16 protein-coding genes and 1 pseudogene are annotated in these 19,560 nt (G+C 54.0%); 6 read left to right on the forward strand and 11 right to left on the reverse strand.

The window, feature by feature from the left end; translation table 11 throughout:
• The first annotated feature begins 274 nt into the window (after positions 1-274).
• Positions 275-2,224 (forward strand): PTS N-acetyl glucosamine transporter subunit IIABC, encoded by a 1,950-nt coding sequence (gene nagE, locus HV340_RS06125; RefSeq protein ID WP_040016938.1) that lies wholly within the window; start codon positions 275-277, stop codon positions 2,222-2,224.
• A gap of 169 nt (positions 2,225-2,393) precedes the next feature.
• Positions 2,394-4,061, forward strand: coding sequence for a glutamine--tRNA ligase (glnS, locus tag HV340_RS06130; RefSeq protein ID WP_014169143.1), 1,668 nt, complete (start codon positions 2,394-2,396; stop codon positions 4,059-4,061).
• Positions 4,062-4,331: 270 nt separating this feature from the next.
• Here the strand turns inward: glnS and HV340_RS24405 are convergent.
• Positions 4,332-4,415, reverse strand: a pseudogene (locus HV340_RS24405) (methionine synthase); the annotation flags it as partial.
• Between the two features lie 92 nt (positions 4,416-4,507).
• Here HV340_RS24405 and chiP point away from each other — a divergent pair.
• Complete coding sequence (chiP, locus tag HV340_RS06135; RefSeq protein WP_063925300.1) at positions 4,508-5,905, forward strand: chitoporin; 1,398 nt, start codon at positions 4,508-4,510, stop codon at positions 5,903-5,905.
• A gap of 47 nt (positions 5,906-5,952) precedes the next feature.
• Positions 5,953-6,282: a ChiQ/YbfN family lipoprotein gene (gene chiQ / locus HV340_RS06140; RefSeq protein WP_025204664.1), complete on the forward strand. Its 330-nt coding sequence runs from the start codon at positions 5,953-5,955 to the stop codon at positions 6,280-6,282.
• A 108-nt stretch (positions 6,283-6,390) separates the two neighbouring features.
• Here the strand turns inward: chiQ and fur are convergent, their stop codons facing one another.
• The 4 genes from fur to ybfF form a co-directional block, all read right to left on the reverse strand.
• The gene (gene fur / locus HV340_RS06145; RefSeq protein ID WP_014169146.1) at positions 6,391-6,837 is read right to left on the reverse strand and encodes a ferric iron uptake transcriptional regulator; all 447 of its coding nucleotides are present in this window, start codon (positions 6,835-6,837) and stop codon (positions 6,391-6,393) included.
• Between the two features lie 288 nt (positions 6,838-7,125).
• The gene (gene fldA, locus HV340_RS06150; RefSeq protein ID WP_008501067.1) at positions 7,126-7,656 is read right to left on the reverse strand and encodes a flavodoxin FldA; all 531 of its coding nucleotides are present in this window, start codon (positions 7,654-7,656) and stop codon (positions 7,126-7,128) included.
• A gap of 155 nt (positions 7,657-7,811) precedes the next feature.
• On the reverse strand, positions 7,812-8,099 hold the full coding sequence (ybfE, locus tag HV340_RS06155) for a LexA regulated protein (protein ID WP_014169148.1): 288 nt from the start codon (positions 8,097-8,099) through the stop codon (positions 7,812-7,814).
• 128 nt (positions 8,100-8,227) lie between these two features.
• Positions 8,228-9,001 (reverse strand): esterase, encoded by a 774-nt coding sequence (gene ybfF, locus HV340_RS06160; protein WP_014169149.1) that lies wholly within the window; start codon positions 8,999-9,001, stop codon positions 8,228-8,230.
• Between the two features lie 183 nt (positions 9,002-9,184).
• Here ybfF and seqA point away from each other — a divergent pair, with 183 nt between their 5' ends.
• Together seqA and pgm are read left to right on the forward strand one after the other, a co-directional pair.
• Positions 9,185-9,733 carry a replication initiation negative regulator SeqA gene (seqA, locus tag HV340_RS06165; protein ID WP_020884977.1) on the forward strand — a complete coding sequence of 183 codons (549 nt, stop codon included), beginning with the start codon at positions 9,185-9,187 and terminating at the stop codon, positions 9,731-9,733.
• Positions 9,734-9,757: 24 nt separating this feature from the next.
• Positions 9,758-11,398 (forward strand): phosphoglucomutase (alpha-D-glucose-1,6-bisphosphate-dependent), encoded by a 1,641-nt coding sequence (pgm, locus tag HV340_RS06170; RefSeq protein WP_063925298.1) that lies wholly within the window; start codon positions 9,758-9,760, stop codon positions 11,396-11,398.
• 70 nt (positions 11,399-11,468) lie between these two features.
• Here pgm and potE read toward each other — a convergent pair whose 3' ends face one another.
• The 6 genes from potE to kdpC all read right to left on the reverse strand — a co-directional run bounded on the left by potE (position 11,469) and on the right by kdpC (position 19,554).
• Entirely contained in the window at positions 11,469-12,782 is a 1,314-nt protein-coding gene (gene potE / locus HV340_RS06175) for a putrescine-ornithine antiporter (RefSeq protein ID WP_014169152.1), read from the reverse strand.
• Positions 12,779-14,977, reverse strand: a complete 2,199-nt coding sequence (gene speF / locus HV340_RS06180) for an ornithine decarboxylase SpeF (protein ID WP_044866355.1) — start codon at positions 14,975-14,977, stop codon at positions 12,779-12,781. The genes potE and speF overlap by 4 nt, the downstream gene beginning before the upstream one ends.
• 256 nt (positions 14,978-15,233) lie before the next feature.
• Positions 15,234-15,338 (reverse strand): leader peptide SpeFL, encoded by a 105-nt coding sequence (gene speFL, locus HV340_RS06185; protein ID WP_106503839.1) that lies wholly within the window; start codon positions 15,336-15,338, stop codon positions 15,234-15,236.
• A gap of 278 nt (positions 15,339-15,616) precedes the next feature.
• Positions 15,617-16,294 carry a two-component system response regulator KdpE gene (gene kdpE, locus HV340_RS06190; protein WP_014169154.1) on the reverse strand — a complete coding sequence of 226 codons (678 nt, stop codon included), beginning with the start codon at positions 16,292-16,294 and terminating at the stop codon, positions 15,617-15,619.
• Entirely contained in the window at positions 16,291-18,978 is a 2,688-nt protein-coding gene (gene kdpD / locus HV340_RS06195) for a two-component system sensor histidine kinase KdpD (protein WP_014169155.1), read from the reverse strand. Before kdpD ends, kdpE begins: the two co-directional genes overlap by 4 nt.
• On the reverse strand, positions 18,979-19,554 hold the full coding sequence (kdpC, locus tag HV340_RS06200; RefSeq protein WP_020884974.1) for a potassium-transporting ATPase subunit KdpC: 576 nt from the start codon (positions 19,552-19,554) through the stop codon (positions 18,979-18,981).
• Between the last annotated feature and the right edge of the window lie 6 nt (positions 19,555-19,560).

Below are 19,560 nucleotides of genomic sequence, written 5' to 3' on the forward strand. Positions count from 1 at the left end.
GAACTAAGCGTAACCTGGAACCTTTCAGGCCGGATCAATCCGTCTTGATTTTTTGAATGATAAAATAAGTTTTCACTGTTAGCCAGAGAAAGGGAGGGTTATTAACGATATTTGGTGACAAAAATCACAAAAAATACGTGTTTAATTTGCGATACGAATTAATTTTTCACACACTCACAATGCCAGTGAATCATCAACTGTATTTATCGTTGTCGACACAATAAAAACATAGTTTATGCACGAGCCTTAATAAGGGTCTCGTAGGGGGAATAGGATGAATATTTTAGGTTTTTTCCAGCGCCTCGGTAGGGCTTTGCAGCTCCCTATCGCCGTGCTACCGGTTGCAGCACTGCTGCTGCGATTCGGGCAACCCGATCTGCTTAATGTGCCATTTATCGCGCAAGCGGGTGGCGCGATTTTTGACAATCTGGCGCTGATTTTCGCCATCGGTGTGGCATCCAGCTGGTCAAAAGACAGCGCGGGTGCAGCGGCGCTGGCCGGGGCTGTCGGTTACTTCATCCTGACGAAAGCGATGGTGACGATAAACCCAGAAATTAACATGGGTGTTCTGGCAGGTATCATTACCGGTCTGGTCGGCGGGGCTGTTTATAACCGTTGGGCGGGGATCAAACTGCCAGACTTCCTGAGCTTCTTCGGTGGAAAACGTTTTGTGCCGATTGCGACAGGCTTCTTCTGTCTGATTCTGGCCGCGATCTTTGGTTACATCTGGCCACCGGTGCAGCACGCTATCCATGCGGGCGGTGAGTGGATTGTTTCCGCTGGCGCAGTGGGTGCGGGTATCTTCGGTTTCATCAACCGTCTGTTGATCCCAACCGGCCTGCATCAGGTGCTGAACACCATTGCCTGGTTCCAGATTGGTGAGTTTACCAACGCCGCGGGCGCGGTATTCCACGGGGATATCAACCGCTTCTATGCAGGTGACGGCACCGCGGGCATGTTCATGTCGGGCTTCTTCCCTATCATGATGTTTGGTCTGCCGGGCGCGGCGTTGGCTATGTACCTGGCCGCACCGAAAGCGCGTCGTCCAATGGTTGGCGGGATGCTGCTGTCAGTTGCCATCACCGCGTTCCTGACCGGTGTTACTGAGCCGCTGGAATTCCTGTTCATGTTCCTGGCTCCGCTGCTGTACCTCATGCACGCTGTGCTGACGGGTATTAGCCTGTTTGTTGCAACGCTGCTGGGTATCCATGCGGGCTTCTCCTTCTCCGCCGGCGCGATCGACTACGTGTTGATGTACAACCTGCCTGCGGCGAGCAAGAACGTCTGGATGCTGGTCGCAATGGGTCTGGTGTTCTTCGTTATCTACTTCGTTCTGTTCACCGCAGTCATTCGTATGTTTAACCTGAAAACACCAGGCCGCGAAGATACGAAAGACGACATCGTTACTGGCGAAGCTAACAGCAATACCGAAGAAGGGCTGACCCAGCTGGCAACCAATTATATTGCCGCAGTAGGCGGTACGGATAACCTGAAAGCTATCGATGCATGTATTACCCGTCTGCGCCTGACGGTAGGGGATTCTGCGCGCGTTAACGATGCCATGTGTAAACGCCTTGGCGCATCCGGCGTGGTGAAACTGAACAAGCAGACCATCCAGGTTATCGTGGGTGCGAAAGCGGAATCGATTGGCGATGAAATGAAGAAAGTGGTTGCCCGTGGACCGATCGCGGCTTCTGCAGCGAACAGCGCGCCAGTGACGGAAGCCCCGGTGGCAAAACCGCAGGCCGTCCCTAACGCAACGACCATTGCCGCGCTGGTTTCACCGATTACCGGTGAAGTGGTTGCGATTGAGCAGGTGCCTGACGAAGCGTTTGCCAGCAAAGCTGTCGGTGACGGTGTGGCGGTGAAACCAACGGACAAAACCGTGGTGTCACCGGCTGCCGGGACCATCGTTAAAATCTTCAACACCAACCATGCGTTCTGCCTCGAAACTGAAAAGGGCGCGGAGATCGTTGTCCATATGGGTATCGATACCGTCGCGCTGAACGGCCAGGGCTTCACTCGCCTGGTGGAAGAGGGGGCCGACGTGGTGGCAGGTCAGCCGATTCTGGAAATGGATCTGGATTACCTGAACGCTAACGCGCGCTCCATGATTAGCCCGGTCGTTTGCAGCAATATCGACGACTTCAGCGGCCTGGTAATTCAGGCGAAAGGTCAGGTCGTTGCGGGCCAGACGCCACTGTATGAGATTAAAGGCAAGTAATCGCTCCTGAGTAGAGTCATGCCTTAAGCGGCGGGGGTTTTCCTCCGCCGCTTTTTTTTGCAGCAATTGCCCCCATTATTTTCTTCAGAAACGTTTTAAGGGTTGTCACTACGTCCGGCTTATAAGATCATATGCCGTTATACGTTGTTTACGCTTTGAGGAATCCACGATGAGTGAGGCTGAAGCCCGCCCGAGTAACTTTATTCGTCAGATCATCGATGAAGATCTGGCCAGTGGTAAGCACACCACAGTTCATACCCGTTTCCCGCCGGAGCCAAACGGCTACCTGCATATTGGTCATGCAAAATCGATCTGCCTGAACTTTGGCATCGCGCAAGACTACCAGGGACAGTGCAACCTGCGTTTCGATGACACCAACCCAGTAAAAGAAGACATCGAATACGTTGAGTCTATTAAGAATGACGTGCAATGGCTGGGCTTCAACTGGTCTGGCGATATCTGCTACTCCTCTGACTATTTTGATCAGCTGTACGCCTATGCGGTCGAGCTTATCAATAAAGGTCTGGCGTATGTCGACGAGCTGTCTGCTGACGAGATCCGCGAATACCGCGGCACGCTGACCGCGCCGGGTAAAAACAGCCCGTTCCGCGATCGCAGCGTTGAGGAGAACCTGGCGCTGTTTGAAAAAATGCGTGCGGGTGGCTTCGAGGAAGGTAAAGCGTGCCTGCGTGCCAAAATCGACATGGCATCTCCGTTCATCGTGATGCGCGATCCGGTTCTGTACCGTATCAAGTTCGCTGAACACCATCAGACCGGTAACAAGTGGTGCATCTACCCGATGTATGACTTTACCCACTGCATCAGCGATGCGCTGGAAGGCATTACGCACTCCCTGTGTACGCTGGAGTTCCAGGATAACCGCCGTCTGTACGACTGGGTTCTGGATAACATCACGATCCCTGTGCATCCGCGTCAGTACGAATTCTCTCGTCTGAATCTGGAATACACGGTGATGTCCAAGCGTAAGCTGAACCTGCTGGTGACCGACAAGCATGTTGAGGGCTGGGACGATCCGCGTATGCCAACCATCTCGGGTCTGCGTCGCCGTGGTTATACTGCCGCGTCTATTCGCGAGTTCTGTAAGCGCATCGGCGTGACCAAGCAGGATAACACCATTGAGATCGCCTCTCTGGAATCCTGCATCCGTGAAGATCTGAACGACAACGCGCCGCGCGCAATGGCCGTCATCGATCCGGTTAAATTGGTTATCGAAAACTACCCGCAGGGCGCGAGCGAAATGGTCTCCATGCCTAACCATCCGAACAAACCGGAAATGGGCACCCGTGACGTGCCGTTCAGCGGTGAAATCTGGATCGATCGTGCTGACTTCCGCGAAGAAGCGAACAAGCAGTACAAGCGTCTGGTGCTGGGTAAAGAGGTGCGTCTGCGTAACGCATACGTGATCAAAGCTGAGCGTGTTGAGAAAGATGCAGAAGGGAATATCACCACCATCTTCTGCTCTTACGACGCTGAAACCCTGAGCAAAGATCCGGCAGATGGCCGCAAAGTGAAAGGCGTGATCCACTGGGTAAGTGCAAAACATGCGCTGCCGGTTGAAATTCGCTTGTACGATCGTCTGTTCAGCGTGCCTAACCCAGGTGCAGCAGAAGACTTCCTGGCGACAATCAACCCGGAATCTCTGGTCATCAAGCAGGGTTATGCTGAGCCGTCTCTGAAAGCCGCTGAAGCGGGCAAAGCGTTCCAGTTCGAACGTGAAGGCTACTTCTGCCTCGACAGCCGTCACAGTACCTCGGAAAAACCGGTGTTTAACCGTACCGTTGGTCTGCGTGATACCTGGACTAAAGTCGGCGAATAATAACGCTGCTCTGGTCAATGAGAGACAAACGCCGCGTAATGCGGCGTTTTTTTATTGAATGATCATATCGTTAAGCGCGAGCAAAAATAATGTCTGCGCAATATTCAGGTCAATGTGGTGCTACTTATTTTTCTAAAAAAAGTTTGTATATTTCTGAAAATAGTGAAGACCTGAAAATAACCAGTAATTTACACAATTACTGGCTTAAATTTAATGACTTGCCCCGCCAAATCTCGTCTCCCGCTAAATGTTACAAAGCACTACGAATTATGTGCACTTCGTCATAATCCTGACTTTTGCCCACTGAAAAGCATTGATAATTCGCGTCGCGAAAAATAACCTAAAGGCGGTAGTTAATTCGAGGGTATTTCTGACTACCCCTGACCTTTTGGTCTTTTATATTTTTCGCCGTTCAGGCGTTTTAATTCGTCAAAGAGGAATAATCTATGCGTACGTTCAGTGGCAAACGTAGTGCGCTGGCGCTGGCTATCGCCGGTATGACAGCAATGTCAGGCCTGGTGATTGCGCCAGAGGCTAAGGCAGCAGGTTTCATCGAAGATTCTACCCTCACGGGCGGTATTTATTACTGGCAGCGTGAACGTGACCGTAAAGACGTTACCGAAGACAAATACAAAACCAACCTTTCTCACTCTACCTGGAACGCCAACCTCGACTTCCAGTCAGGCTATGCCGCCGATATGTTCGGCCTGGATATTGCCGCATTCACGGCAATCGAAATGGCGGAAAATGGCGACAGCGGACACCCGAACGAAATTGCCTTCTCGTCCAGCAATAAGGCCTATAAAGAAGACTGGTCCGGCGATAAAAGCGGTATCAGCCTGTATAAAGCCGCTGCAAAATTCAAATATGGTCCAGTCTGGGCGCGCGGCGGATATATTCAGCCAACTGGCCAAACCCTGTTAGCGCCACACTGGAGTTTTATGCCTGGTACTTACCAGGGCGCTGAAGCTGGCGCTAACTTTGACTACGGTGATGCGGGTGCGTTGAGTTTCTCCTATATGTGGACCAACGAATACAAAGCCCCGTGGCATATCGAAATGGATAAGTTTTACCAGAACGATAAAAAGACCAAAGTGGATTACCTCCACTCGCTGGGTGCGAAGTACGATTTTAAAAACGACCTCGTGTTAGAAGCCGCCTTTGGTCAGGCTGAAGGCTATATCGATCAGTATTTTGCCAAAGCCAGCTACAAATTTGATATCGCAGGGAGTCCGTTGAGTACCAGTTACCAGTTCTACGGCACGCGAGACAAAGTCAGCGATGGTGGCGTCAACGATATTTATGACGGCACGGCCTGGCTGCAGGCGCTGACCTTTGGCTATAAAGTGGGTCAGGTGGATTTGCGTCTGGAAGGAACATGGGTGAAGGCGGAAGGGCAGCAGGGCTACTTCCTGCAGCGTATGACCCCGACTTACGCATCTTCCAACGGTCGTCTGGATATCTGGTGGGATAACCGCTCTGACTTCAACGCCGACGGCGAAAAAGCGGTCTTCTTCGGCGCAATGTATGACCTGAAAAACTGGAACCTGCCGGGCTGGGCGGTGGGCGCCTCCTATGCGTATGCCTGGGATGCCAAACCGGGCGACATGGCCACACCGGATGCATACTACGATCCGAACTACCGTCTGAAAGAGTCCTCTTACAGCCTGGATGCCATCTATACCGTGCAGGATGGACGTGCGAAAGGCACGATGTTCAAGCTGCACTTCACGCAGTATGACAACCACTCTGATATTCCAAGCTACGCGGGCGGTTACGGCAACATCTTCCAGGATGAACGTGACGTGAAATTCATGGTTATCGCACCATTCACTATCTTCTGATGAACGCTCCGGCGGGTTCCGTCCCGCCGGAATGGAGACTGCACATGATGAAAAAAATGGTAATCGTCGCGTTGCTGGCCTCGGGGCTGGTGGCTTGCGCCCAGGACCCGGCACCGAAAGAAGATTCTCGCCTGAAGGAGGCTTACAGCGCCTGCATTAACACCGCTGAAGGTTCACCGGAGAAAATTGAAGCCTGCCAGAGCGTGCTGAATGTGCTGAAGAAAGAGAAGGCGCATGAGCAGTTTGCGACGCAGGAAAATGTTCGCGTGATGGACTATCAGGCCTGTATTCAGGCGCGTAAAACCGGTAACGATCAGGAAGTGGCGAAGCGTTGCGACCAGATCTGGAAGGAAATACGCAGTAACAACGGAAATTAATTAAGCGTGTTAAGGCCCGGTGGCGCTGTGCTTACCGGGCTTTTTTTCGCCGGGTGACAGGCAAAAAAAAGCCAACCTTGCGGCTGGCTCAGAGTATGAAAGTTCGACTTATTTGGCGTCGTGTGCGTGATCGTCTTCGCGGCAATCACCTTCAGCACAGTGACCATACAGATACAGGCTATGGTTGGTCAGGCGGATACCATGACGAGCAGCGATTTCACGCTGACGTGCTTCGATGGAATCATCGCTAAATTCAATGACCTTGCCACAATCCAGGCAGATCAGGTGATCGTGGTGCTGCTGCTGGGTCAGTTCGAATACAGATTTACCGCCTTCGAAATTATGACGGGTAACAATGCCCGCGTCATCAAACTGGTTCAGCACGCGATAGACGGTTGCCAGCCCAATCTCTTCACCCATGTCGATAAGACGCTTGTAAAGGTCTTCCGCACTGACATGGTGATTGTCTGGACCCTGAAGCACTTCAAGGATTTTTAACCGAGGAAGCGTAACTTTCAGGCCAGCCTTCTTTAATGCGGTATTGTTGTCAGTCATGCGGAATCTGTCCTGTTGCTAAACGATTCACTTCTGGAGGAAGTGACAGAAAATGCACCTGGAATAATGCGTCTCATTATAGAACTGCCATGGCTAAATGAAAACTGCAAGTCTCAGGCAAAGTATGCTTATAAAAACGTGGTATCACCGACAAACTTACTCAATGGCACCCCATTTTACCTGGGAGACATTGTACAGGTCTGGGCGAAAAAGTTAAAAGATTGTAGCGATTAATTTAATCGTTTGACCCGGTTCCTGGGCGCAACCGGGGTTGCGCCACAATAACAATCAGGCGTTAAGAATATCGTCCAGGTGCAGTTCTTCGCGGATCTGCTTCACCCACTTCTCAACGCGCTCTGCGGTCAGTTCTGGCTGACGGTCTTCGTCGATCGCCAGACCCACGAAGTGGTCGTCATCGGCCAGGCCTTTAGACGCTTCGAAGTGGTAACCTGCAGTCGGCCAGTGGCCTACGATAACTGCACCATTCGGTTCAATGATATCGCGGATAGTGCCCAGCGCGTCACAGAAGTACTCAGCGTAGTCTTCCTGATCGCCGCAGCCAAACAGGGCGACCAGCTTGCCGTTGAAGTCCACTTCTTCCAGCGTCGGGAAGAAATCATCCCAGTCACACTGGGCTTCACCGTAGTACCAGGTTGGGATACCCAGCAACAGGATGTCATAGCCTTCGAGATCTTCTTTGCTGCTCTTGGCGATGTCATGCACATCGGCAACGTCTTTACCGAGCTGTTTTTGAATGTTTTTTGCGATATTTTCGGTATTGCCGGTATCACTGCCGAAGAAAATGCCGATGATTGCCATGAGTAAAATAACCTCTTGAAACTTAATGGTATGGTGGCGCAATTTGTCCACGGATAAGGGCAATAATAGCAGAACTGGCAACCCCGCGGAAACAGCTATCGCGCAGGACTGCACTCTGTGCTACATGAAAAGGGTAAGAAAGGGGATTTTCAGACTTATGCCTGGCGGCGCAACGTCTCAAGCTGGGCGATCAACATCTCTTCAATGAGCTCGCTACGGCTGATATTACGCGCTTCAGCCAGTTCGTTAAGCGCATCGACGGCGTCGGCATTGAGCTTCAGTTCGACACGCTTAAGCCCACGATTTTTATCGCGTTTAAGCTGGTTGCGTTTATTAATACGCAGCTGTTCATCGCGCGAAAGCGGATTCGTTTTCGGTCGTCCCGGTCGACGCTCATTCGCGAACAGATCTAGTGTCGTACGGTCCGTTTGTTCTTTGGCCATGATTCTGAGACTTCGGGGGAAACAAGCCGCCCTGCTATTGCCCGGGCGATGAGCGCGCCATCATACATCACCAAAAACGGCACGCCAACGACTGGAAGCCCGCAACCTTCCAGTCGCTCTCTTTTTAATCAATTCGCAGTATCAGAGAGATAGCGTCGGATGGCGCGTAACACGGCGTCAGGTTTTTCCGCGTGAACCCAGTGTCCGGCACCGGCGATGACATGGGCACGGGCCTGCGGGAATTGCGCCAGCAACGTGTCGCGGTAGGCGTCGGTGACATAAGGGGAGTTACCGCCGCGAATAAAGAGGGTAGGGTGTTGCCAGGCGGGCACCGTATCCCAGCCGACGATGTTGTTGTACTGCGCCCAGAGTACCGGCACGTTGAAACGCCACTGGCCGTCGACAAACGACTTCAGAAGAAACTGAATAACGCCTTCTTCATTAAGATGTTCGCGCATGACGGCTGTGGCCTGTTGGCGGGTTGAAACCCCAGCCTCTGTCACCGCATTGATGGCAGCAAAAATGTCGTCATGACGGCGCACGTCGTAATCCACCGGGGCAACGTCGATCACGACCAGACCGTTGATTCTGTCCGGTGCCAGCGCCGTCAGGGCCATTACCGCCTTGCCGCCCATAGAATGCCCGATGAGCGTCACCTTCTGAAGATGGTTGGCATCAAGCGTATCGAGCAGATCCTGGGCCATTGCCGCGTAGGTCATCTCCTCTGAACGCCCGGAAAGACCGTGATTTCGCATATCGACCTGCAAAATATCGTGATCGGTAACCAGATCGCGCGCCAGCACCCCCAGGTTATCCAGGCTGCCAAAAAGCCCGTGAACCAGTACGATGGGAGAATTATTGTTCGGTGATTGTGCAGTTTGCGCTCGGGTATTCAATTTCATGGCAAAGTTCTTTTTTTACGTATGTCAGGTTAGGGTATCATGTTGACCATTCTGCCGCCCGGCTGCAAGGTTCCAGTTTAATCTGACTTTTGCCGCCAACCTGGTTTGACGCTATCCGCTGTTGGAATTTAACTTTATAATCCCAACGACTTGTATTCAGATAAGATATCGCACTGGATTAAGATGAAAACAATCGAAGTTGATGACGAACTCTATCAGTATATTGCCAGCCAGACGCGGCATATCGGGGAGAGCGCGTCCGACATTTTACGGCGCATGCTTAAAATTTCCGCCGCCTCACAGCCTGCTACCCCAGTCACTAAAGATGTCGTGTCTCAACAAAACGTTGTTGCACAAGCAAAACCTGCCGTCGCGCAAGTGAAAGACAAAGTACGTGCGATGCGCGAGTTGCTGCTCTCTGATGAGTACGCCGAGCAGAAAAAAGCGGTTAACCGCTTCATGCTGGTGCTGTCTACACTCTATTCACTGGATAACAAAGCGTTTGCTGAAGCGACCGAGTCGCTGCACGGTCGTACCCGCGTCTATTTCGCAGGCGACGAGCAAACGCTGCTGCAAAATGGCAACCAAACCAAACCTAAACATGTCCCGGGCACACCGTACTGGGTCATCACCAATACTAATACGGGCCGCAAGTGCAGCATGGTTGAACACATCATGCAGTCCATGCAGTTCCCGGCGGAATTGATTGAAAAGGTTTGCGGTACAATTTAACCCTTGCATCAGAAGGACCCGGTAATGGCAAATCACAGCCGTGCAGGCCAACCTGCACAACAAAGCGATTTGATTAACGTCGCTCAGCTGACCGCGCAGTATTACGTGCTGAAACCGGTCGTGGGCAACGCAGAACACGCAGTGAAGTTTGGTACATCTGGCCACCGTGGTAGCGCGGCGCGCCATAGCTTTAACGAACCGCACATTCTGGCTATTGCTCAGGCCATCGCGGAAGAGCGCGCTAAAAACGGCGTTACCGGTCCGTGCTATGTGGGAAAAGATACCCATGCTCTGTCTGAACCGGCGTTCATTTCCGTGCTGGAAGTGCTGACGGCGAATGGCGTTGACGTCATTGTTCAGGAAAATAACGGCTTCACGCCGACCCCTGCGGTCTCTAACGCGATCCTTGTCCACAACAAAAAAGGCGGCGCGCTGGCTGACGGGATTGTGATTACTCCATCACACAACCCGCCGGAAGACGGTGGGATCAAATACAACCCGCCTAACGGTGGACCGGCAGACACGAACGTCACGAAAGTGGTTGAAGATCGTGCCAATGCGCTGCTGGCGGATGGCCTGAAAGGGGTGAAACGCCTCTCTCTGGATGCGGCCATGGCATCCGGCCATGTGAAAGAGCAGGATCTGGTACAGCCATTTGTGGAAGGTCTGGCGGATATCGTCGATATGGCGGCCATCCAGAAAGCCGGTCTGAAGCTGGGCGTTGACCCTCTCGGCGGCTCCGGTATCGAATACTGGAAACGCATCGCAGAGCATTACAAGCTGAACCTGACCATCGTTAACGATCACGTTGATCAGACTTTCCGCTTTATGCACCTGGATAAAGACGACGCAATCCGTATGGACTGCTCTTCCGAGTGTGCGATGGCGGGCCTGCTGGCGCTGCGTGATAAATTTGACCTGGCGTTTGCCAACGACCCGGATTATGACCGCCACGGTATTGTCACCCCGGCAGGGCTGATGAACCCGAACCATTATCTTGCGGTTGCCATCAACTACCTGTTCCAGCATCGTCCGCAGTGGGGCAAAGAGGTGGCTGTAGGTAAAACGCTGGTCTCCTCGGCGATGATTGACCGCGTGGTTGAGGCGCTGGGCCGTAAGCTGGTGGAAGTACCGGTAGGCTTCAAATGGTTTGTTGACGGTCTGCACGACGGCAGCTTCGGTTTTGGCGGTGAAGAGAGCGCGGGCGCATCCTTCCTGCGTTTCGACGGCACGCCATGGTCTACCGATAAAGACGGGATCATCATGTGCCTGCTGGCGGCGGAAATCACCGCTGTCACCGGTAAAAATCCGCAGGAACACTATAACGAGCTGGCGGCACGCTTTGGCGCGCCAAGCTATAACCGTATTCAGGCTGGCGCGACCTCCGCGCAGAAAGCGGCGCTGTCTAAACTCTCTCCGGAGATGGTCAGTGCCAGCACGCTGGCCGGTGACCCTATCACGGCCCGTCTGACGGCGGCCCCGGGTAACGGTGCCTCTATCGGTGGTCTGAAAGTGATGACCGAAAACGGCTGGTTTGCCGCGCGTCCATCCGGTACGGAAGATGCGTACAAAATCTATTGTGAGAGCTTCCTCGGTGACGAACACCGTAAGCTGATTGAGAAAGAAGCGGTAGAGATTGTCAGCGAAGTGCTGAAAAACGCGTAAATCGCGGTGGGCTGATGCCCTCATGATGCAGTCAAAACGGCAACCCCAGGGTTGCCGTTTTGCTTTTGCATTAACTGTGTTTATTTTTCAATTCAAACCGTGGTGATACCAGACCGTACAGCGTCCAGCCCATAAAGGTCACCATCGCACCATACAGCATGGCTTCCTGGCCGGAAGAGTAGAGCGCATAGAAGCTGTAAATTGCCCCAATCAGCGCCACAATATTCGCCACCCTCGCTTTGCCTGCGTCCACCTTCGCCACCTTCTGAATGATGACCAGCGCCGCCATCGACAGAATATACGGAATGATATTGGTCACTACCGCCAGGTTGACCAGCACGTTGAACTGGCTGTTCAGCGACGGGCTGATGGTCATCAAAGATAACCCACTCTGGAAGATAACAATCGCCAGCATGCCCTGAACCGGTGCCTCTGCTTTGCTGACCCGGGAGAAGATTTTCGGGAAATACCCTTCGTCAGCGGATGATTTAAAGACCTGAGCAATGGTGAACTGCCAGCCGAGGAGCGAGCCGCAGCAGGACATCACCATCAGCCCCATGATCACTTTTCCGACACCCGGCGTAAACATCTGCGCAAAGGCCAGACCGAACGGTGCCGTGGAACTGGCAAGATCCATGTTCGGTACAATCCCTGCAATCACGTTGGTTGAGACAATGTAAATGGCCGCAGCGCCCAGCGTACCGCCAAGCACGGCAATCGGTACGTTCTTCTCCGGGTTTTCCACCACTTCGGCGTTAGCACACGCAGATTCCAGCCCCAGGAAGGCCCACAGCGTCATGGCGATGGAAGAGCCCACTGCGGTGAAGAACGGAACATGGTGTGGGTTCCAGGAGTTGACGTACAGCGTGGGGCTAAACCAGAACCAGCCGATGATGCACAGCCCAACCACCGGGATAATGACCCCCCAGACGGTAATACTGCTGATCTGTCCGGTAATGCGCGCGCCGCCAAAGTTAGCCACGGTGCAGATCCACAGCACGCCGATGGTGGCCAGCCCGATTTGCACCGGGGTCAGCGCCACACCGAACAGCTCCGTACCGTAACCCACGGCGGAAATGGCAATCGCCACGTTAGCGATCAGCAAAGAGACGCCGTAGGTGTAGTTGGCCATGAAGTTACCAGATTTGCCAAAGGCATATTCAGCGTAGCCGCCCATCCCGCCGGGCTTGCGGCTGAACATACCGCACTTGGCGAATGCCCAGGCCAGTGCCATTGACCCCACGGCGGTCACCATCCAGGAGATAATCGAAATGGTTCCTACTTCCGCAAGCTTGGTGGGCAACATGATGATCCCGGACCCCATCATGTTTACCATGGTGAGAATGGTCAGCTGCACCACGCCCATTTTATTGGACTTGCTCATATTTTTTCTCCTTTCAGCAGCGATGGCTGAGCGGCAGCGTGTTTGATGACGTTACAACGAACCTGCTTACGACCGTCACACTCCTCAACGTAAACGCCCTGCAGTTCTGGCGCGAAGCCCGGTAAAAGGTTAATACCCTCTTCCAGCGCAGCAAAGTAGCGCAGCACGGAACCGCCCCAGACTTCACCCGGCACAACGCACAATACCCCCGGTGGATAAGGAAGGGCGCCTTCGGCGGCAATGCGACCTTCCGCATCGCGCAGTGAGACCAGCTCGACCTCACCCCGCAGGTAGGCATAGTTCGCCTCTTGCGGGTTCATCATGACGCGCGGGAAGTGAGACTTGCGGAACATCTCTTTTTGCAGCTGCTTCACGTTGTGGCGGGCGTACAGCTCATGCATTTCCTGGCAAATCTGGCGCAGGGTGTAATCTGCATAGCGCTCCGGATACTGTTTACAGACAGAAGGCAGCACCTCTTTTAGAGGGGCATCCGTCTCGAGCAGTTTTTCGAAGCGCACCAGTTGCGCGACCAGTTGCTGCAGTTTGCCCATATCCTCGGCAGGCGTGAGCAGGAACAGGATGGAGTTGAGATCGCATTTTTCCGGCACGATGCCGTTTTCACGCAGGAAGTTGGCGAGAATAGTGGCGGGGACGCCGAAATCCTCGTACTCACCGGTCCGGGCGTTAATACCCGGCGTGGTCAGCAGCAGTTTGCACGGATCGATAAAATACTGATGTTCGGCATAGCCTTCGAAGGCGTGCCAGTGTTCACCGGGCACGAAGTGGAAGAAGCGCAGGTCCGTGGCAATCTCAGCGGTGTCCCAGCTTTCCCACGGACGGCCATCAACCAGTTCCGGCACGAACGGGCGAAGATACTGGCAGTTCTGCAGGATCAGCTTACGGGCTTCGATACCGGTCACCACGCAGTCCATCCACATGTTGCGGCCGCTCTGTCCCTCATGCATGCGGGCGTTGATATCCAGTGCAGCAAACAGCGGATAGAACGGGCTGGTGGACGCGTGCATCATGAAGGCATTATTCAGCCGCTTATGCGGAACATAGCGCTGCTGGCCTTTGATGTGGCTGTCCTTCTTGTGGATTTGCGAGGTCTGCGAGAAACCGGCCTGCTGTTTATGGACTGACTGGGTGACCAGAATCCCCGGATCGTTTTCATTCAGTTCCAGCAGCAGCGGAGAGCAATCGGCCATCATCGGAATAAACTGCTCGTAACCCACCCAGGCAGAGTCAAACAGGATGTAGTCGCACAGATGGCCGATGTTATCCACGACCTGGCGAGCGTTATAGATGGTGCCATCGTAGGTACCCAGCTGGATCACCGCCAGGCGGAACGGACGCGCGTCGCGGGCACGGCCCGGCGCCACTTCGGACACCAGCTCACGCAGATAATTCTCCTCGAAGCAGTGGGCGTCGATGCCGCCAATAAAGCCGTATGGGTTACGTGCGGTTTCCAGATAGACCGGCGTTGCGCCCGCCTGAAGAAGTGCTCCGTGGTGGTTGGATTTATGGTTGTTGCGATCGAACAGGACCAGGTCGCCCGGAGTGAGAAGGGCGTTGAGCACCACTTTGTTGGACGATGAGGTTCCGTTCAGCACGAAGTAGGTTTTATCGGCATTAAAGACTTTCGCCGCATGCTGCTGCGCAATGCAGGGTGCCCCTTCGTGGATCAGCAGATCGCCCATCGCCACGTCGGCGTTGCACAGGTCTGAGCGGAAAAGGGTTTCGCCAAAGAAATCGACAAACTGATTGCCGGCAGGGTGACGGCGGAAGAATTGCCCGCCCTGGTGACCCGGACAGTCGAAGGCGCTGTTACCCTGTTTGACATAGTCGACCAGAGCCCGGAAAAACGGCGGACGCAGTTGGGTTTCATACTTCTGCGCGGCCGCTTCCAGTTGGCGTCCGTGGAAGTCGTTGCTGGTGTCTGATGCTTCGAATACGCCGTGGATCCGCGATAAATACTCTGCCGGGATAATTTCTTCTTTATGCGTCGCGACAAAAACAGGAATGCCAAATCCGGTTGCTTCTATTTCTTCTATACGACCAGTGAAAATATCGCTGACGGCCAGAACAATGGCGGCAACATCAATATAATCCGTGGCGTTGATATCCACCAGTTCACGGTGAGTGGTAAAGCAATCAGGGCAGGCGCGGCTGGCTGCAATTTTTAAACTTTTCATCTTTCTCTCTTTATTTTAGGTAATAACAGTCCCTCGATTTCTTGCAGAAAAGAAATCGATAATATGCCGGAAAACAGCAAAAGGAGGCCGCTGATTAAAAAAATCAGTAATGCGTTTTTTGCTGAATAGAATTCAGTCCGCCCGGTCGCGGATGAGCCTGAATTAAGATGAATGAGCGCACGGGTTCACAGGCAAAGGCCTGTAAAATAGGGTGTTTCAGGATAACCTGTAAGCGGGTGCGCCAGAAGTCGAAGGACTACCGGGCATTAAAGATATGAAAGTCAAAACAGTTTCGGTGGGCAAACATCATGATATGAGTTGTCCGCCTTATATGGGGCATTAAACGATTATTGTTTTCCATGTTTCATTTCCTTTCAGTAATTGAAAGCATGGACATTTTATCCTAGAAAAAGCGATTAACTGTGAAACAGATCACCGTTAACCGATCAAATCAGAAATAAATATTCGCTTTTGATGAATATTGCAGATCAAAATGCTGATATGTTGATGTTGCGTTAACGAATTGTGTTATGAATGTGCTGGATGGACATAAATACACCAAAAAATAACCCGGAGATTATTTTTGCGCGTATTTTATGGGAGGGTAGGCGTTTATTTAAAAATAAACTGAATAGTTATTCAAAGCATGAACCGATAACCGATACCGGTTTCAGTTAATAAATGACGAGGACGCGCGGGGTCAACTTCCAGTTTTTGTCGAAGGTGTCCCATATATATGCGTAAATAGTGACTATGTTCCACGGCGTTTGGCCCCCACACCTGACTCAACAGCTGGCGCTGGGTGAGTACCTTACCGTGATTATTGAGCAAAACGGCGAGTAGCCGAAACTCGATGGGGGTGAGATGGATTTCCTCTTCACCGCGAACAATGCGCCGTGCTGCCAGATCAACCCGAATATCACCAAACGTGTATGTTGGGTCGGCAGGGGTGGTGGCGCTGTGACGACGCAGCGCGACACGAAGGCGAGCCTGCAGTTCGCCAATACCAAAAGGCTTAATCAGATAGTCATCCGCTCCGGCATCCAGCGCCGCGATTTTATCCGACTCTTCGGTACGGGCTGACAGCACCAGAATGGGCATCTGACTCCACTGTCGAACCTCACGAATAAAATCGATGCCGTCGCCATCCGGCAGGCCGAGATCGAGGATCACCAGATCAGGTTTGCGCGTGGCCGCTTCAATCAAACCCCGCTGGAGCGTGCCGGCGTCATGAACGCGCAGGCCATCGCCTTCCAGCGCAGCACGCAGAAACCGGCTAATGGCGATCTCATCTTCAACAATCAGAACGTTGATCACAAATCCTCTGGTAATTCATTAAGTTCTGGCGGGGCTTCCAGAGGAAGTTTAACACAAAAACGTGCGCCGCCTTCCGGGCGATTCTCCGCCGAAATGGTACCGCCATGAACGTCAATAATCGCCTGGCAAATCGCCAGACCCAGACCCACGCCGGGAATGGCCGACTCTTTATTACCGCGGGCAAATTTCTCGAAAATAGCGAACTCCTGTCCGGCAGGGATACCCGGCCCGGTATCCCAGACGTCAAGCCGTAGCGTGTGATCTTCCACCGTGGCATCCACCCCAATCCGGGCGTTTGCTCCTGCGTATTTGCCGGCATTTTCCAGCAGATTGATCAGCACGCGTTCAAACAGCGGGCCATCAACGTGAATTAACGTCAGCGGTTCGGGCATGTTCAGCGCAATGTGGCGCCCACCGAGGCCCGGCTCCAGCATTTTCAAAGCGCTACCCACCACCTCTTCGAGCGTGAGCCACTCTTTTTTGAGGTTAAATCCGCCCGACTGAATGCGCGCCATATCAAGCAGATTATTTACCAGGCGTGTGGTGTTCAGCACATGCTGGCGGATCTCGCTGGCCTGCAACGCATGTTTCGAGCCTTCCGCTGCCAAATCCAGCGTCAAAATTTCTGACTGGCCAAACAGCACGGTGAGTGGGGTGCGAAGGTCGTGGGAGAGGGCGGCCAGCAATGAGTTACGAATGCTCTCGCGCTCGCTTGCCAGACGGGCCTGTTCTTCGCTGGCGGTAAGCGCCAGCCGTTCCAGCGCGCTTGCCACCAGCAGGGTAAATGTCTCCAGCAATCGCTGCTGTTCGGGGATCATCAGCTGGCGCAGATTCGACGGTTCAACGATCACCAGCCCCTGATTTTTATCGGCACTGCGCAGCGGCAGAATTTGATACGGTACGCCGGGCAGGGTGTCCGTCCCTGCACCCGCAGGGAGTCCTTTATCAAAGCTCCAGCGCGCAATGGCTTCATCCCAGGGCGTCATACCTGAGGCCGAGGTCAGCGGGCGCAGTTTCCCGTGTTCGTCCGGAAGTAAAATCAGGTTGCTGGCGTGAAAGGTCGAGCGGATAAACTGCTCGCTGGTCTGCACAATATCCAGCGGTGTACGGCCAACCGCCAGCGATTTGGACATCTCATAGAGATGCCGTGTGCGCTGTTCGCGGTAGCGGGCGATACGGGCCTGATAACGCACACCCGCCGTCAGATTACCGATCACCAGCCCGACGGTGAGCATCACGGCAAAGGTGAGAATGTACTGCACATCCGAAACGGCGAGCGTTCCGCGGGGCGCGATAAAGAACAGATCGAAGCTGATGACGTTGATGAACGTCGCCAGTACTGAGGGCCAGCGCCCGTAAAAGAGCGCCACCACGACCACGCCGAGCAGGTAGATCATCACCAGATTGGCCGCGTCGAAGGCAATCAGCCAGTGGCTGGCAATCACGGTGATCAGCGCGCAGAGCACGACGGCAACAAGACAGCCGCGGATCTGAATTCGCCATTTATCATTAAAAGTGCGGCTGTCCGGTGCGCGGTTGGGTAAAGGGGTGGGTTTGTCATCCAGTGCGACAATCACCAGATCGAGGTCGGGAGCACGCCGGGCCAGTTTGTCAGCAAAGGATTCGCGGCTAAACCAGCGACGATGCTGACGACGGCCAATGACAATTTTCCCGAGGTTGTGCTCACGCGCGTAGCGCAGAATGGCTTTATCTTCCTGGGGATCGGAGAGGGTGGCGGTTTCTGCGCCCAGCTCCTGTGCCAGACGCAGCGAACTTAAGATCGCGCGGCGCTGGTTTTCAGGCAGCGCGTGAAGCTGCGGCGTCTCGACATAGACCGCATGCCAGACGCTGCCAAACTTGGCCGCCAGGCGCGCTGCGGTGCGGACGAGCTTTTCATTGCCGCTGCCGTGACCCACACACAGCAGAATGGCATCCCGCGTATGCCAGACGCGCTCCTGCCCTTGCAGGTCACGCCAGGCGCGCATCTGATCGTCCACGCGATCCGCCGTGCGACGCAGGGCCAGCTCGCGCAGGGCTATCAGGTTGCCTTTACGAAAGAAATGTTCAATGGCGCGTTCGGCCTGACCTGCAATATAGACTTTTCCTTCATGCAGTCGCTGGCGCAGATCGTCTGGAGGCAGATCGACCAGCACCACTTCGTCCGCAGAGTCGAAAAAGGGATCGGGTACGGTTTCGCGAACCTGAATGCCGGTCACGCCGCTGACCACGTCGTTCAGGCTTTCGAGATGCTGAACATTTACCGTGGTGAAAACATCAATGCCTGCTTCAAGCAGCTCTTCAACGTCCTGCCAGCGTTTGGGGTGGCGCGAGCCTGAAGCATTACTGTGTGCCAGTTCGTCCATCAGGATAAGCGCGGGCCTGCGGGCGAGGGCGGCGTCGAGATCGAACTCCGTGACCAGACGCCCACGATGGCTGATACGGCGAGGCGGCTGTGTCGCCAGCCCCTTCAACAGTGCTGCCGTCTCTTTCCGGCCGTGGGTTTCCACCACGCCGATAAGAATATCGAGCCCCTGCGCCCGAAGCCGCTGGGCTTCTGTCAGCATGGCGAAGGTTTTCCCGACGCCAGCACAGGCGCCGAAGAAGATTTTCAGTTTGCCGCGATGGGCTTCAGCCGTCTGTTCAAGCAGCCTGTCCGGATCCGGGCGCATGGGCTCGTCGGTCATTTAGTTTTTCCTTAGCGCGTCCAGCGCCAGATTCAGCTCAACAATATTCACCACGGGCATGCCGATGAAGCTGACCAGCGGTTTTTGCGTATGCTCTGCGACCAGCTTGCTCACCTGTTCCACCGTCAGCTGACGGGCCGCTGCGACGCGGGGGATCTGCCATGCCACCGCTTTCGGCGTCAGGCTGTAGTCCAGCCCGCTCGCAGAGGCCGTCACCAGTTCCACAGGCACCTCCCGGCTGGCCTGTGGATTTGCGGCGCGCAGGGCGGCTACACGTTCGGCAATGGCTTTATCCAGCTCCGGGTTGCTGCCGGCCAGGTTACTGCCACCGGATGCCATCGGATTATACGGGCTTTCGGCAGTGGCGGAAGGGCGTCCCTGGAAGTAACGGGCGTCGGTAAAATTCTGTCCAATCAGACGCGAACCGCGGTTTTCACCGTTTTGCATGATCAGCGAGCCGTTGGCCTGATCCTTAAACCACCACTGGCCCAGCGCGGTGGTCACCAGCGGGTAAAGCCCGCCGGTAATAAGCGACAACAGAATAAACAGAAGTATAGCGGGACGTAACATCGTCATTTGATT

This window comes from Enterobacter sp. RHBSTW-00975 (assembly GCF_013615235.1).
GTDB classification, from domain to species: domain Bacteria; phylum Pseudomonadota; class Gammaproteobacteria; order Enterobacterales; family Enterobacteriaceae; genus Enterobacter; species Enterobacter ludwigii.

Bases quoted from the DNA above. Each gene is read 5' to 3' on its own strand.
- nagE (WP_040016938.1), top strand. From the start codon at position 275: ATGAATATTTTAGGTTTTTTCCAGCGCCTCGGTAGGGCTTTGCAGCTC.
- glnS (WP_014169143.1), top strand. From the start codon at position 2,394: ATGAGTGAGGCTGAAGCCCGCCCGAGTAACTTTATTCGTCAGATCATC.
- chiP (WP_063925300.1), top strand. From the start codon at position 4,508: ATGCGTACGTTCAGTGGCAAACGTAGTGCGCTGGCGCTGGCTATCGCC.
- chiQ (WP_025204664.1), top strand. From the start codon at position 5,953: ATGAAAAAAATGGTAATCGTCGCGTTGCTGGCCTCGGGGCTGGTGGCT.
- fur (WP_014169146.1), bottom strand. From the start codon at position 6,837: ATGACTGACAACAATACCGCATTAAAGAAGGCTGGCCTGAAAGTTACG.
- fldA (WP_008501067.1), bottom strand. From the start codon at position 7,656: ATGGCAATCATCGGCATTTTCTTCGGCAGTGATACCGGCAATACCGAA.
- ybfE (WP_014169148.1), bottom strand. From the start codon at position 8,099: ATGGCCAAAGAACAAACGGACCGTACGACACTAGATCTGTTCGCGAAT.
- ybfF (WP_014169149.1), bottom strand. From the start codon at position 9,001: ATGAAATTGAATACCCGAGCGCAAACTGCACAATCACCGAACAATAAT.
- seqA (WP_020884977.1), top strand. From the start codon at position 9,185: ATGAAAACAATCGAAGTTGATGACGAACTCTATCAGTATATTGCCAGC.
- pgm (WP_063925298.1), top strand. From the start codon at position 9,758: ATGGCAAATCACAGCCGTGCAGGCCAACCTGCACAACAAAGCGATTTG.
- potE (WP_014169152.1), bottom strand. From the start codon at position 12,782: ATGAGCAAGTCCAATAAAATGGGCGTGGTGCAGCTGACCATTCTCACC.
- speF (WP_044866355.1), bottom strand. From the start codon at position 14,977: ATGAAAAGTTTAAAAATTGCAGCCAGCCGCGCCTGCCCTGATTGCTTT.
- speFL (WP_106503839.1), bottom strand. From the start codon at position 15,338: ATGGAAAACAATAATCGTTTAATGCCCCATATAAGGCGGACAACTCAT.
- kdpD (WP_014169155.1), bottom strand. From the start codon at position 18,978: ATGACCGACGAGCCCATGCGCCCGGATCCGGACAGGCTGCTTGAACAG.
- kdpC (WP_020884974.1), bottom strand. From the start codon at position 19,554: ATGACGATGTTACGTCCCGCTATACTTCTGTTTATTCTGTTGTCGCTT.